Origin of the sequence: Izhakiella australiensis (genome assembly GCF_002006995.1) — a bacterium.
Classification (GTDB): Bacteria; Pseudomonadota; Gammaproteobacteria; order Enterobacterales; family Enterobacteriaceae; genus Izhakiella; species Izhakiella australiensis.
Genome location: NZ_MRUL01000001.1, coordinates 316,595 through 330,276, shown reverse-complemented (window position 1 = coordinate 330,276; position 13,682 = coordinate 316,595). Strand labels below are relative to the sequence as shown.

The 13,682-nt window shown below is 53.0% G+C and carries 12 protein-coding genes; 6 read left to right on the top strand and 6 right to left on the bottom strand.

Annotation, left to right across the window (positions count from 1 at the left end; all coding sequences use genetic code 11):
• Nucleotides 1–381: 381 nt before the first annotated feature.
• A complete protein-coding gene (locus tag BTJ39_RS01475; protein ID WP_078001242.1) occupies nt 382–942 on the bottom strand; it encodes an Ail/Lom family outer membrane beta-barrel protein in 561 nt (186 codons plus the stop codon).
• A gap of 614 nt (nt 943–1,556) precedes the next feature.
• Between BTJ39_RS01475 and BTJ39_RS01470 the strand changes: the two genes are divergently transcribed.
• The 3 genes from BTJ39_RS01470 to BTJ39_RS01460 all read left to right on the top strand — a co-directional run bounded on the left by BTJ39_RS01470 (nt 1,557) and on the right by BTJ39_RS01460 (nt 5,144).
• Nucleotides 1,557–2,822, top strand: coding sequence for an MASE1 domain-containing protein (locus BTJ39_RS01470; RefSeq protein ID WP_078000880.1), 1,266 nt, complete (start codon nt 1,557–1,559; stop codon nt 2,820–2,822).
• A 31-nt stretch (nt 2,823–2,853) separates the two neighbouring features.
• Entirely contained in the window at nt 2,854–4,158 is a 1,305-nt protein-coding gene (locus tag BTJ39_RS01465; protein WP_078000879.1) for an MFS transporter, read from the top strand.
• 344 nt (nt 4,159–4,502) lie between these two features.
• Nucleotides 4,503–5,144 (top strand): YfdX family protein, encoded by a 642-nt coding sequence (locus tag BTJ39_RS01460; RefSeq protein ID WP_241825847.1) that lies wholly within the window; start codon nt 4,503–4,505, stop codon nt 5,142–5,144.
• 59 nt (nt 5,145–5,203) lie between these two features.
• On the opposite strand, the gene BTJ39_RS01455 is transcribed toward BTJ39_RS01460, so the two are convergent.
• The gene (locus BTJ39_RS01455) at nt 5,204–6,340 is read right to left on the bottom strand and encodes an MFS transporter (protein ID WP_241825846.1); all 1,137 of its coding nucleotides are present in this window, start codon (nt 6,338–6,340) and stop codon (nt 5,204–5,206) included.
• Nucleotides 6,341–6,420: 80 nt separating this feature from the next.
• On the opposite strand from BTJ39_RS01455, the gene BTJ39_RS01450 reads away from it, so the two are divergent.
• Nucleotides 6,421–7,161, top strand: coding sequence for a MipA/OmpV family protein (locus BTJ39_RS01450; RefSeq protein ID WP_078000877.1), 741 nt, complete (start codon nt 6,421–6,423; stop codon nt 7,159–7,161).
• A 59-nt stretch (nt 7,162–7,220) separates the two neighbouring features.
• Here the strand turns inward: BTJ39_RS01450 and BTJ39_RS01445 are convergent, their stop codons facing one another.
• The 4 genes from BTJ39_RS01445 to otnK all read right to left on the bottom strand — a co-directional run bounded on the left by BTJ39_RS01445 (nt 7,221) and on the right by otnK (nt 11,503).
• Nucleotides 7,221–8,543, bottom strand: a complete 1,323-nt coding sequence (locus tag BTJ39_RS01445) for a methyl-accepting chemotaxis protein (RefSeq protein ID WP_078000876.1) — start codon at nt 8,541–8,543, stop codon at nt 7,221–7,223.
• Nucleotides 8,544–8,832: 289 nt separating this feature from the next.
• On the bottom strand, nt 8,833–9,615 hold the full coding sequence (otnI, locus tag BTJ39_RS01440) for a 2-oxo-tetronate isomerase (RefSeq protein ID WP_078000875.1): 783 nt from the start codon (nt 9,613–9,615) through the stop codon (nt 8,833–8,835).
• A 2-nt stretch (nt 9,616–9,617) separates the two neighbouring features.
• Nucleotides 9,618–10,241, bottom strand: coding sequence for a 3-oxo-tetronate 4-phosphate decarboxylase (gene otnC / locus BTJ39_RS01435; protein WP_078000874.1), 624 nt, complete (start codon nt 10,239–10,241; stop codon nt 9,618–9,620).
• Nucleotides 10,238–11,503, bottom strand: coding sequence for a 3-oxo-tetronate kinase (gene otnK / locus BTJ39_RS01430; protein WP_078000873.1), 1,266 nt, complete (start codon nt 11,501–11,503; stop codon nt 10,238–10,240). Before otnK ends, otnC begins: the two co-directional genes overlap by 4 nt.
• A gap of 261 nt (nt 11,504–11,764) precedes the next feature.
• Here otnK and BTJ39_RS01425 point away from each other — a divergent pair, with 261 nt between their 5' ends.
• Complete coding sequence (locus tag BTJ39_RS01425; RefSeq protein WP_078000872.1) at nt 11,765–12,529, top strand: DeoR/GlpR family DNA-binding transcription regulator; 765 nt, start codon at nt 11,765–11,767, stop codon at nt 12,527–12,529.
• Nucleotides 12,530–12,602: 73 nt separating this feature from the next.
• Nucleotides 12,603–13,580 carry a LysR family transcriptional regulator gene (locus BTJ39_RS01420; protein ID WP_078000871.1) on the top strand — a complete coding sequence of 326 codons (978 nt, stop codon included), beginning with the start codon at nt 12,603–12,605 and terminating at the stop codon, nt 13,578–13,580.
• Nucleotides 13,581–13,682: the final 102 nt, after the last annotated feature.

Below are 13,682 nucleotides of genomic sequence, written 5' to 3'. Positions count from 1 at the left end.
CCTCGATTAAGCGTATAAGTTTAAATAATGGTATTTGCCCATGCTCGCAGACGAGCACCGACTTAGCGCCGATTATTCTTACCTACACATTACCGGGTGTTCGGAATAATCAGCCTTTAATGACGTTTCCCGATGGAGGCTCGTCAGATGTAGCACTGAACATACGTGTTCCTCTCGATGGATGGATATTTGCGCGAATAGTATGCGCGAGTGAAGATAAACATAACCTTTACGAGGCTGCTTTTTTCTGTCTTTTCTGTCAGATAACCGCCTGCCCATGGCCATCCGTCAGGGCGATTAGCCATTCAGTTGCCGGAAAACAAAAGCGCCCTCCGGTGATGGCTGACGTTCACCCCGCCGCTGCCGGCATAAATGCGCGAATCAGAAACGATAACCAATGCCGAGATTAACGCCGTTTACTCCACGATGCTGCCCTTCAACCCGCGTCTGAGAACCTTCGTACCCCAGAGTGACTGACAGATAATTGACCGGATTAATAATGATACCGGCGCCATATGCGAACGCATTGGTGCTATCTGAAAAATCAATTTGTTGCAGCGATAAATTACTGTAATTGTCATGGTTATGACGCGCCATATTCGCATGTGACATACCCGCAAGCCCATAAAGGCTGACATAGTCATTAAGACGGTATGCCGGGCCAGCCATCAGCGAATAGTATTCCGCTTTCACCCGGTCGGTTGAATGGTAGTTTCCCCAGTTGGTTTGGCTGTCGCCATCATTTTCGAGGGCGGTAAAAGAGGCCAGCATGCTCAGCGGCGAATCCCACTCATAACGGTATTGTAAATTAACCCCCGGCATGTTTTTAAAGTTCGCCACTTTGCTTTGCGCGTAACCAATGGAGAAGGTATTACTGGCTAGGGCAGGGAAAGCGCCGGCCAACAGGGAGATAAACAACCCGGAAATAGCTAGTTTTTTCATAGGATTATCCTGAATCAAAAAAATAAATACTGGTAAAAACATGTTAACGCTGTAAATAAAATCGCTACCAACCAGAAGTATTTGAGCAAAGATTACGCTCAAGATCTTTTACTGCCTTGTGAGAAAATAAAATAAACAAGATGAGATTAAAAAAGAAATAAAAGCCACACGATTTCATCACGTAACGTCATGCGCTATTTCGTGTTGAGCAACAGCAAGTTAAAACATAAACCCAGCTGGAAACTTATTAATCTGCTATTTAATAGCAATTATATTAACCACCCCCATTTAAAGCCACAATCTTTATGTGGGATAAATCCGCGCAATTCAGGATTCATTGATAGTTGATTTAATTTATGCCCGGTGGTTAACTTTTGACCATAAACTTATGACATTCAGTCGAAGCGTGCGATCTGCGCCGCAAATCGGCCGTTTTTTTATTGGGGAGGTAGGTAAATACTGGCAGTCAGCGATACGATGACAACTGTCGGTTTTCAGATAAAAGTTGTTATACTTGCGCCATTCGCCTGGAATTTTAAAAACCGGTCGGCTGTAAGTGACTTTGGTTTCAGGCAACGCAGACAGCTTTTGACAACATTCGTTGAGATGACGCCATGAGACCCTCCGCAACCACCTTTATACCCAGTCTGCTGACGCTAGCGGTATGGATGTTAATTTATTACCTCTCCGGCGTGCTGTCGCTAAGGTTTGACGATCCCGAGATGCATATTTCTATCGTCTGGTTCCCGGCAGGGGTTGCTACCGCTGCCTTTTTACGTGCCCGCTGGGGCTTGTGGCCAGTGCTGACGGTATTATTCATTCTACTCAACTTGCTGATGGATAAGCCAACGCTGCAAGACCTGCCCGTCAAGACGTTGTATGCCATTCTCGCGCTTCCTTCTTCGCTGTTAATTGCCTGGATCGTCAGGCGCTTCGCCCGACCGGGCGATGACCTTAATATTATTACTCTGTGGTTTGGCGCCACCATTATTATCAGTTTTCTTGATGCGCTGCTGTTTGGCATCGGCTTTTCGCTGGCAGGAAAGAATACCTTTTCTGATGTTTTCTGGACCGGTTTTGTCGCGGATATCACCGGTATCTTCCTCGCAACCACGGTGATCCTGGGCTTTCTTAATAGCCAGCTGCGTACGACGCTGCTGGCCTCATGGAAGAATCTGACGCTGGGGGCCGCGATCTGGGTTTTGCTGGCGGCGCTAACGCTGTGGGTTTTCAACGGCGGCGCAAGGGCATTTAGCATTTCCTACATGATTACCCATGATGACAGCCTGATTTTCGCCTTCACCGGCATTCCAATCATCCTTGCCGCGTTTCTGACGCTGTTTTGGGGCAATCAGGGCGGGTCCATTGCGCTGCTGACGGTCGCGGGGATCGTCATCTACTATACCGATAAGGGCATAGGTCCATTCTTTCTTCGCGGAATGCACAGCGGCGAGCCGCTGCTGCTGGTGCAGAGCTATCTGACCGCCACCGCCTTGCTGCTGGTCTTTCTGCGCGTGGTAACACACAATATCGGTCACTACAGTACGCAGAATGGTTTACAGCTCAAGCAGCAGGCCATCTATCAACTCGACCTTAGCAATGGCAAACTGCGCTGGGATAACCTACCGCAAAGCCTTGCCGCCATTAATCCACAAATCCTTAACGATAAAAGAAGGCTGCTGATGCAGTTGCATCCGGAAGATCAGCACAGGCTGGCCGACCACTGGCAATCCGAGCAGCACCAGCAGAAACTGGCGACCATCAGCTTCCGTCTACAGGACGACCAGGGGCGCTGGCTGCGCGTAACGGACAGCGGTGCGGTGTTACTTGAGCATCAGGGAACGCTAATTATTCTGGGAAACTGGTCAGTTTCGGCATGAGCGGCCTGTTGATTCAGAGGGAGGGATTAAAGTGATACAGATAGCGATGCTGCTACTCGGCACCAAATATATTAAGCGAAACGCCCGATATCTTTCGATTGCTGGCGGCCTGTGGTTCGTGGCTGGCGTGCTGCTTTTTATTGATGGCCTCGATCAACACTCATACTTTCCGTTAAAGATTTTTGGCTACATCCTGATGGTGGAGAGCGTGATTACGCTCAGCGTTGCCTCGAACGGCGTTGGCACCAAAAAGAGCATTCTGTTTTTTAAAGGCGGAATATTTCTGTTCGTGGCGCTGATTATTCTGGTCAACCAGAAATACAGTAACGTGTTGCTGGCTATCATCTTTGGCTTTACCTTCTTTATCATCGGTTTTTTTACCAGCTTTTCCTCTTTCATCGTACGCTTTCCACGCTGGAAGCTAACCCTGGCTTACGGGCTGGTGCTCATTGCTTTTTCATTCTTTTTATTGCTTCACCATGCCGCTACGGTCTCCTTCTTCATTGGCTTTCAGATGATAAGCAGCGGGCTGAGCAGCATCGGCATCGCCCGAAAAGCGATGCGAATGAAGAGCGGCACCTCTATTTTCCAACTGATACAGCCAGGGGACGTTCTGCTGAGCAGCGTACCGTTAAAGCATGATGCGAAACCGGTAGCGAAACCCGCTGACGCCAAGTCCGCACCGCCCGCGTCGCTGGTGGTGCACGTCTGGACCCCGGAGGAATCGGCGGAGGCGCGGCCAATCTCACGGCCGGTGATCAACCGCTACATTGCGGCTGTTGATGAAAACGGCGTCATTTCTACCGGCCATGCCGCCCTTGAAGTTCCCGGTCATTTATACATAAGCCTTTATCCTGCCGAAGATATTGACCGTTCGCCTTCAGAATTTCTCCGCACGCTGAAAGCAACCCATGAAAATGACGTGAGCGGACGCTTTCTGCCCGATTACGCGACGGAATCACGCGAGTGGTGCGACTCAGTTCGTAAAATTGTCTTTGACAACTTCAGTGCGCACAAGCTGAATAACTTCTGGGAGACCTACCGCCAGAATGAGACCTACAATCTGACCTATCGGAACTGTTCAAGCAGCGTTGCCTATGCGCTTGAAGCCGCTCTTGACGGGGTGCTGGCGCAAAATAAAAAGTTTGGCTATCTGCTTAAAATCCTGCTGGTGCCGGAGCTGTGGATTGCGGCTCAGGTACGCAAGCGCGCGCAGATGATGGCATGGACCCCCGGTCTGGTGATGGATTACAGCCGGGCGCTGTATGCGCTGGTCCATCCCCTTCCCCGACCCTGGTACCGACGTTTACCCTGGTCGTCAGCCCGAAAAAAATAACGCCCGACGGCAGCTGTCAGGCGTTATTTGATCGGTTAAGTGAAAATGATTTTATCGCACATTAATCACCAGGATATTATTAATATTTTATTTAAAAGCATGCCAAAACCATATTAATTTAAAATAATATTATTCCATTGCGACCATTTTTTATTATTTAATTACAAACATTCTTAATTATCATCGCCATTTTTTAACTTGTGATTCAGGCTTACAAAAGAAAACATATCACAAGTTCAGCAATGCTCTGTTGATTGTTATGTTCGTTGTTAACCGGCATATATTTCACATCAAGCCAAATAACCAAGCCAGGTTAACTCACTCATCAACACGGAGCGACTGTTATGAAGAAGAGCATTATTGGATTTTCTCTGTTGGCGTTAACTACCATGGCCGTTATGACTAACGCCAGTGCGGCAGAAAATAAAACCAGCGGAAATAATAGCAGCAGTACGGCTTATCAGTCACAGATGAAAGCCGTCGACCATATTGCCGTCCAGGGTCTGAAGGCTATGTATGACGTGCATTATGCACGGCTGGCGCTGTTTAACGGGCATCCCAAAGACGCGCTGAAAGTTACTTATCAGGCCAAAAATTTATTAAATGACGACAAAACTGACTGGAAAAAATATGTTCATACCGGCAAACAGCTGCCCAACAACGGCGACAGCTATGTGCTAATTAACTCCTCGATTTCTCAGAGCGAGAACTTCACCATAACGCCGGAGAAAAAAGCCGCCATCGCCCGTGCTAACGTCAAGCTGGCTAAAGGCGACCGTAAAGGTGCGCTGGATGAATTACATCTGGCGGGCATTGATACCACCGACACCCAGGTATTTATGCCGCTGAAAAAATCCCGGCAGGACGTCACCAAAGCCATTGATCTGCTAAAACAAAATAAATACTACGAAGCCAATATTGCGCTTAAAGACGCAGAAGACAGCGTCATCATTCAAAATGAGAGCACCAAAGACCAGCATCCTTAACCGCAGCTGTTAAGGCCATTCGGTCAGGCTGACACAGCCTGACTGACGGTAACCGCTTTTTACGCCGGCCCCGGCATGGCATTTTGCTTGCTGGCGGCCAGCAGGCAGAACGCAGCGCAAAGAATCACCACTAACAGCGGCAACCCGTGCTGGGTTAGCGACATGGCAAAGCCCCCCAGCAGCGGCCCCAACAGCGCACCGACGCCCCATGACACCGAAGACGCCGCATATACGCCCGCCAGTTCCGCCCCGCTGAAGACCGAACCGGCCCAGGTAATCGCGACAGTATAAATACCGACAAACACACCGCCCCAAAGGAACAGCAGCAGATAAGTGGCATCCGGCCAGCGCAACAGCCACGGCCAGGCGGCAGCGCCTACGGCGGAGAGAAACGCCAGCACAACGATCAGCTTCCGACGATCAACTTTATCGGCGATGATGCCAATCACTGGCTGCAACACAATGGCGCCCAGCATCAGCACCGAGATCAAAATAATCGCGTTGCGTTCACTCCAGCCGTGAGACATGGCGTAAATCGACAGAAAATTCAGCCCGGCGACCTCAACGGCGGCATTCAGTCCGGTGGCGACGATCACTAAAAATGCCAGGCGAATACTTTTCAGAAAGCTCAGCGGCGGCTGATCAAAATGGTTCTTACGCGCCATTCCCAATAGCATAATCAGTACCAGCGCCAGCAGCGTTATCGCCATACCGATAAAAAATGGCAGATTGCCCTGGCTGCCGGTACAGGCGAGGATCAGCGGCCCGCAGGCAAATCCAACCGAGATGCCCGCGGTGTACCATGCCATGGTTCTTGCTCGCGCCTGTTCAACGGTGGCATCGTTAATCCAGGTTTCGGTGAGTACCATGATGATTTCGCTGAAAATGCCGAGCACCAGGCGCAGAGCAAACCACAGGATAAATGGCACCCAGGCAAATAGCAGCATAATGAGGGTTATCGCCGCAAGCGACACCCCCATCAGGGTCCTGGGACTGAAGCGGCGAAATAGCCAGGGAATGAACGGCGCCACGGCAAAAACGCCAATTGCTTGCATTGCGGCATTGAGTCCGATATATCTTTCGCTATATCCGCTCTCCTGCAATTGAGTTGCAATCAGCGGCGCGCTCAGGCCGTATGTCAGGCCAAAAATGGCTACGCAAACAATGACGGAAATAATACCTTTTTTGTCATTCACGTTTATAACCTCATGCAGGCAATGATGATCTGGTAGCCGATGCCCCCGGCTGCTGAATAAAATCAGGAATGATAATTATCATGCAATCACTCTTCAAAAACGCGCTTTGTTGCATATTGCTTTGTCATACTTCTCTGGCACTGGCTGACGGGATTACCCTTGGCGCCCAGGGCGAAGCAAATTTTACGCCTTACCGCCAGTATAAAACCCAGTACTCAGGTATACCCTATATTGGCTACGATAATTCTCATGTTTATATTGACGGTACAGAGGTTGGTGCTTATTTCATCAATAACGATACCGACCAGTTAAAAGCCCGCTGGTGGTATCTGGATAATGAATTCGATCCGGGTAAATCATCCGATTCGGCACTGCGCCAGCTGCGCTCCCGCCACAGTACAATGATGGGGGGGTTAAGCTACCAGAAAATCACTCCGGTCGGTGCTTTTCGCGCCGAATTTTCCGCTGATACGCTGGATAACAGCAGAGGTCTGCTGGGAACGGTGGCCTGGCTTGGTCAGGTCTCGTTGACCCAGGTTGATATTTACCCGCAAGCCGGCGTTGACTGGCTAAATAAACAACAGGCGAGCTATTACTATGGCGTCACTGAACGTGAGTCGGTCCGTAGCGGTTTGCCCGGCTGGGCTCACCAGGGCGTAACGCCGTGGCTGGCGGTCGCCTTTGACTGGCACCCGGTTAAACCGCTGCACATTTATCTGCAGCCAAAACTGACCTTCCTCACCGGCGCGCTACGGGACAGTCCAATGACCGACCAGAACTATTACTGGGTACTCTCCTCCGGCGTAACCTGGACATTTTAGCGCCACCGCCTGATGCAGCTGGTCTGACCCACGGCCAGCATCAGGCATTTTTGCTGCTATCAGTCTTTTTTCAACTTCTGCGCAACGTTCTCAATGGCCTCAACCACTTCCGTCGAATACGTCTGGATGCCAACGATCATTTCACCGGCTTCTTTTATCATTGAGACGCCCTGATCGGCTCTGGTCAAGTTATCAGTAATGTTTTTCTGTGCGGCGCTTGCCAGCGTCTGGTTGCTGTTCACCACGCTGGCTATTTGCTGACTGGTGTTGTTGATATTGGTCGCCAGAGTACGCACTTCATTAGCCACAACGGCAAAAGTGCGCCCGTGGGCTCCGGCTCTTGCCGCCTCAATAGCGGCGTTGAGCGCCAGCAGGTTGGTTTGATTGGCGATCGACCGGATGGTATCGACCAGCATCCCAATTTGAGCCGACTGGCTACTTAAACCGTTTATGTCATCGGAAACCTTACGTAGCTCGCTGGCGATCTCATCCATTTTCTGCACGCTATTTTCAATCACAATAACGCCCTGCCGGGTATTCTTATTGGTCTGCAGCGCAGCGTTATAAGCATACTCAGCGGCCTCGTGCTCCTGCTGATTCCTTTTTACCTGCTCGCTGACATCCGTTGCGAACTTGACCACCTCATACAGTCGCTTATTTTCATCAAACACGGGATTGTAGGTGGCACGCAGCCATACCGTATTGCCTTTTTTATCAAGCCGGGGATACAGGCCAGACTCAAATTGTCCGCTACGCAGCTGCTTCCAGAATGCCTCATAGCGCTCGCTCTTATACAGCTCCGGGGCGCAAAAGATACTGTGATGCTGACCAATCACTTCGCTTTCCTCATAGCCCATGGCCTTGAGAAAGTTAGCATTGGCGCGCAGAACTTTTCCATCCAAACCAAAGGCAATAACCGCCATTGAACGGTCGATAGCGTTGGTCATGGCGCGCTGTTCCTGGGCATCAACGATATGCCCGGTGATATCCGTTGCCAGTTTGACAACCTTAATCACCCTGCCGCTGCGATCCTGAACCGGCACGTAATTAGCCTCCAGCCAGACGGGGCGGCTGTTTCTGGCAAGGCGCAGGAATTTATTACTGAAGCTTTCACCGCGGTTAAGGCGCGCCCAGAATGCCGAATAGTCAGGTGAATTAACGTAGCTATCGGGACAAAACATCCGGTGATGCTGACCCATAATCTCGCCTGCCTGGTAGCCCATCATGTCCAGAAACAGCGAATTCGCCGTAATGATTTCGCCACCCGCCGTAAATTCAATCATCGCAATGGCGTTATGCAGCGAGCTGACAGTCTGGCGCGAATGGCGGAGCGGCGAATGGGCAAGACACGACATAACCGCTGCTTTAATTGAACCGATCATTTTTATCCCTTCTACTCTGTTACTGGCGCGCTGTTATGTCTGTTATCGACACCGCTGGGGAAAAGTTCAAATTTTCAGCGGATGAACGCCGCCAGTACGCTGCGCATCAGGTTCCTGCCCTGCTGAGAACGTAGGGCTGCGGGATAAGTTAATGCAGGAAGGGTGCCCTATCACTCTGCGGCCAGCAATCCGGGCGCTTAGATGGATTTCACGCCGGTGCGTCGGTAACAGAAGCCGCAGTTAGCAGATATTGCCCGCACCCGGATAGCGAAAAGCGCTGGCCTTCAGGCTACGGGTTGCGCCAGCGCGCCAGCCAGCCAAGCCCTGCTTCGGTCTGCGCGCGTGGATGATATTCGCAGCCCACCCAGCCGCGATAACCGAGTGTGTCGAGCTGCTCAAACAGCCATGGATAATTGATCTCGCCTTCGTCCGGCTCATGCCGGTCGGGCACCGAGGCTATCTGGATATGACCGTATTTTCCGGCATAGTGGCGCAGCAAATGGCTCAGATTGCCGTCTACCTGCTGGGCGTGAAACAGATCCAGTTGCACTTTCACATTAGCCCGATCGACTTTGTCGACAATATCCAGCGCCTGATACTGACTGGAAAGCAGATAGCCAGCCCGGGTTTTCGGGCTGAGAGCCTCCACCAGCAGCTGAATATTTTCTCCAGCGCACTGCGCTTCGGCATAGCGCAGGTTTTCAACAAAGGTTTCAGCGCAGGATGCCGCCGGGCAACCAGCGGGCACCACGCCGGCCATGACGTGCAGCGAAGGCAGGTTCAGCGCCCGGGCATACACCAGCGCCCGGTCAATATCGCGTCGCGCTTCCTCCTCACGGCCAGGCAGCGCGGCCAGCCCCCATTCGCCTTTATCAACCGCGCCGGGCGGCGTATTGAACAACACCACTTTCAGACCGCTTTGCCGCAGCGCGGTCTTAAGATCATCAACCGCGTAGTCATAAGGAAACAGAAATTCTACCGCCTCAAACCCGGCGCGCGCCGCAGCGGCAAAGCGTTCAATAAACGGCACTTCGTTGAACATCATCGATAAGTTAGCGGCAAACTTCGGCATCCTTAGTTCCTCAACTCTGCGATTTCTTCTGGTGTCAGATAGCGAACAGGCCGATCGCCAAGTATAAACATCAGGCGCGCGGTCTCTTCCAGCTCTTCAAGATTGTCCGCCGCTTCCTGCAGGCTGTTACCGGTTACTACCGGCCCGTGATTGGCGAGCAAAAACGCCCGGTAATCAGGCGCCAGTCTGGCGAGATGTTCGCCAAGACGCCCATCGCCGGGGCGAAAATAGGGGACTACCGGCACTTCACCGATCTTCATCACCACATAGGGCGTAAAAGGACGGATGCAGTTGTCACGATCGAGATTTTCCAGGCAGGAAAGCGCCGTCAGGTACAAACAATGAAGGTGTACAACCGCTTTACAGCGAGGATTATTCAGGTAAAGCGCGCGGTGAAAGCTGACCTCTTTCGAGGGCTTATCGCCGGATATCAGCTCGCCGTCCATGGTTACTTTTGACAGGCTTTCCGCCTGTAGTTCGCCGAGGCAGGAACCGGTAGGCGTCGCCAGGAGGGTATTATCATCCAGCAGCAGCGACAGGTTACCGGCCGAGCCGGTGGCGTAACCGCGCTGAAAGAAGGAGCGCCCCAGCCTGACCATTGCCTCGCGCATCTGTTGTTCATTCATGGCATAAACTCCAGTTGGGCGCGGGCAAAAAAGTTTTCATCACCAAAATTGCCTGACTTCAACGCCAGTGAAACCGGCCGATCGCTGGCTCTGACCCAGGGAATACCGGGGGAAATCGTCGGTCCGATATGCAACCCGGTGATGTTCAGCGACTGAGTGACCACCCCGGACGTTTCACCGCCGGCGACGATAAATCGCTGAATGCCGTTCTCCGCCAGCAGCGGGACCAGTCGGGCAAACAGCTGCTCGATCGCCTGGCTGCTTTCGGCGGCGCCGTATTGCTGCTGGATTTGCTGCAGTTTATCGGCATCGGAGGTGGCATAGACCATCGGCGCCAGCGTTGAGTTGCCTTGTTCAACCACCCAACGGCAGATTTCCGCAGCATAGCCGGCGCGGTCCTGCAGGCAGCGCACAATATCCAGCGCAAAGTGCGGCGCCTGCGGCTTATAGCGAGCAACCTGGGCGTTGGTCATCGTCGAACAGGACCCGGAAATAACCACCGCCGGGCCAGCTACCGGCCTGCCCCGCTGCGCATCCGACTTTGTGCCATGGGTGGCGGCAAAATGGCGTGCGACACCAAATCCCAGCCCGGAGCCGCCGGTCAGCAGCCGCATATCTTCGGTTGCCGCCGCCTGAATCAGCAGGTCATCTTCGCTAACGGCATCCATCACCACGTAGCGCACCGCCTGCTGACGCAGCTGCGCCAGCTGCTGCCTGACCGCCTCGCTTCCCTGCTGCAAGGTAGCCAGCGGGATCAACCCGGCCCGGCCCGAAGCCTGTTGCTCCATCAGCCGCAGCAGCTGGCTATCGCGCATCGGCGTCACCGGATGATGACGCATGCCGGATTCAGACAGCAACTGCTGATGAACAAACAGATAGCCCTGATACACCGTCCTGCCGTTTACCGGCAGCGCCGGTGAAATCACGGTCTGACTTTCGCCAAGCTCAGTGAGCAACGCGTCGGTAACCGGGCCGATATTGCCGTCGGCGGTGCTGTCAAAGGTGGAGCAATATTTGAAGTAAAAGCGCTGGCAATCGTGCGCCCTCAGCCAGCGCAGCGCGGATAGCGAGTCATTCACCGCTTCTTCTGACGGGCAGGAGCGAGATTTCAGGCTGATGACCACGGCATCGACGTCTGGCGGCAGGTTGTTTGCTGCCGGCACGCCGTTGTACTGAATAACTGACATCCCGTTTTGCGCCAGAAAGCTGGCAATATCGGTAGCCCCGGTAAAATCATCGGCAATGACGCCCAGATAGAACATTTATCCTCCTGCCATTAAGCACCTGTACTGATATCACGTCATCATATGTGAAAAAATATCAATTCTCACCAAAATATTGTTAATATTTCACAGATAAGAACTGAATTAGCACCAACTTCACAATTATTAACAAGCAGCATCCTGTTACAGGCTTTCCGGTGTAACAATGAGGGCGCACGTGAACGCCACAGCTGAAACCGGGTTATGTGATAATGCTGCAAGATACGGCAACTGGCTTACAGCATCAGGAATGAGGACTGAATGATACCTCTTGAGCGACAGGACAAGATTTTAGCGCTGGTGGCGGATATGGATGCGATCAGCATCACTGAATTAGCCCGGCGGCTACAGGTATCTCACATGACGGTGAGACGCGATATCAGAAAGCTTGAGGGTGAAGGTCGGCTGCTGGCGGTTTCCGGCGGCGTGCGTTCCATGCAGCGTTTGCAAAGCGAACCTTCCCATCTGGATAAAACGCAGATGCACAGCCCGGAGAAGCAGGCGATCGGCAGCTATGCCGCGCTGCAAATCCCCCTGCACAGCTGCATTTATCTTGATGCAGGCACCACTACGCTGGCGCTGGCACGCCAGCTGGGTCAGCGTCACGACCTGCTGGTGGTTACCAATGATTTCGCGATCAGCGATTTCCTTATCAGCAACGGGGAATGCCGGATGCTGCACACCGGCGGCATGCTATGCCGGGAAAACCGGTCCTGCGTCGGGGAAGCCACTGCGCAGGCGCTGCGCAATATTTGCATCGATATCGCCTTCGTTTCAGCATCATGCTGGAACACCGGCGGGCTTTGTACGCCGGATGAGAATAAGGTGGCGGTCAAGCGCGCCGCACGGGAGGCGAGCGGCAAATGTATTTTACTCAGTGACAGCTCGAAATACGGCAAAGTCGCCACCTGGCGGGCTTTGGCGCTAAGTGACTTTGACGAAATCATCACTGATGAGCATCTTGCTGACCACGGGCGGGATGCGCTACAGCAAAGCGGCGCCAGGGTGGTCATGGTGCCGCTGTAACAGACCGCGCCGGAGTGAAAGCGCGTTGGCTCACGATGACGCCTTCACGGGCAATGACTGGCAGGGTAAAAGTATGAGTAAAAATCTGGCTTCCGTTTCCCTCTTGTCTGAGGAGCGCAATGTCTATCGCATCGCTTCCGGTATCCGTTGCGATCTGGTAACGCTTAAGCTGTTTGTGGCGACGGCGGAGCTGGGCGGCATCACGCACGGCGCGGCAAGATTGCACCTGGTGCCAGCCGCCGCCTCCCGCCGCATTCGTGAGCTGGAGGATCAGCTGGGCATCGCGCTGTTCGTGCGTCTGCCGCACGGAATGGCACTGAACGATGCCGGGCGCGCCGTGCTGGCGCATGCGCGCGCCATCCTGCACTCGGCGGAGCGGATGCAGGACGATATGCAGGCCTTTTTACAGGGGAATCGCGGCGTGGTGCGTATCGCCGCCTGCACCTCGGCAGTACTGCAATTTCTCACTGACGACCTGCGCAAAAGCCACCAGCGCTATCCCGATATTCATATCGATTTGCATGAAATGAACAGCGAAAGCGTTATTCAGGCCGTGCAGCGCGGCGTGGCCGATATTGGCATTTACGAGCAAACGGTCAGCCATGTGTCACTGTCGGTGGTGCCCTACCGCAAAGATCGGCTGTGCGTCGTCACGCCGGTCGGGCATCCGCTGGCTAAGCTGGTTGCCAGCGGCCAGCCGCTAACCGCAGCCACGCTGCTTGAGCACGATCTGATTGGCCTGACGGAAGGCGCATCGATCTCCATTATGCTAAGCAGCCTGGCGCGACGGCTGGAAATGCCGCTGAAAATGCGCATCCGGGTCGGTAGCTTTGATAGCATGGCCGCGATGATCACCTGCGGCATCGGTATCGGCCTGATGCCGGAAGCGGTCGCCCGCCAGATAATCCCCTCCCCGGACTTTGCCCATCTGCCGTTAACCGATTCTGCCGCCAGCCGCCAGTTTGTTCTGTGCTACCAGCCTCAGAGCAAATTAGCCATGGCGGCAGACTCAATCCTCACGCTGTTAAGCAGCGATCCGGCGGCGTGTTGACGTATTGTTAACGCTGTATATCTAAATAGCTAATAGCCGCCGCCTCATTGATTGCCTCATAGTTGTCAGGGCGAAATACCCTACAACTGCCCCAATTAAAAA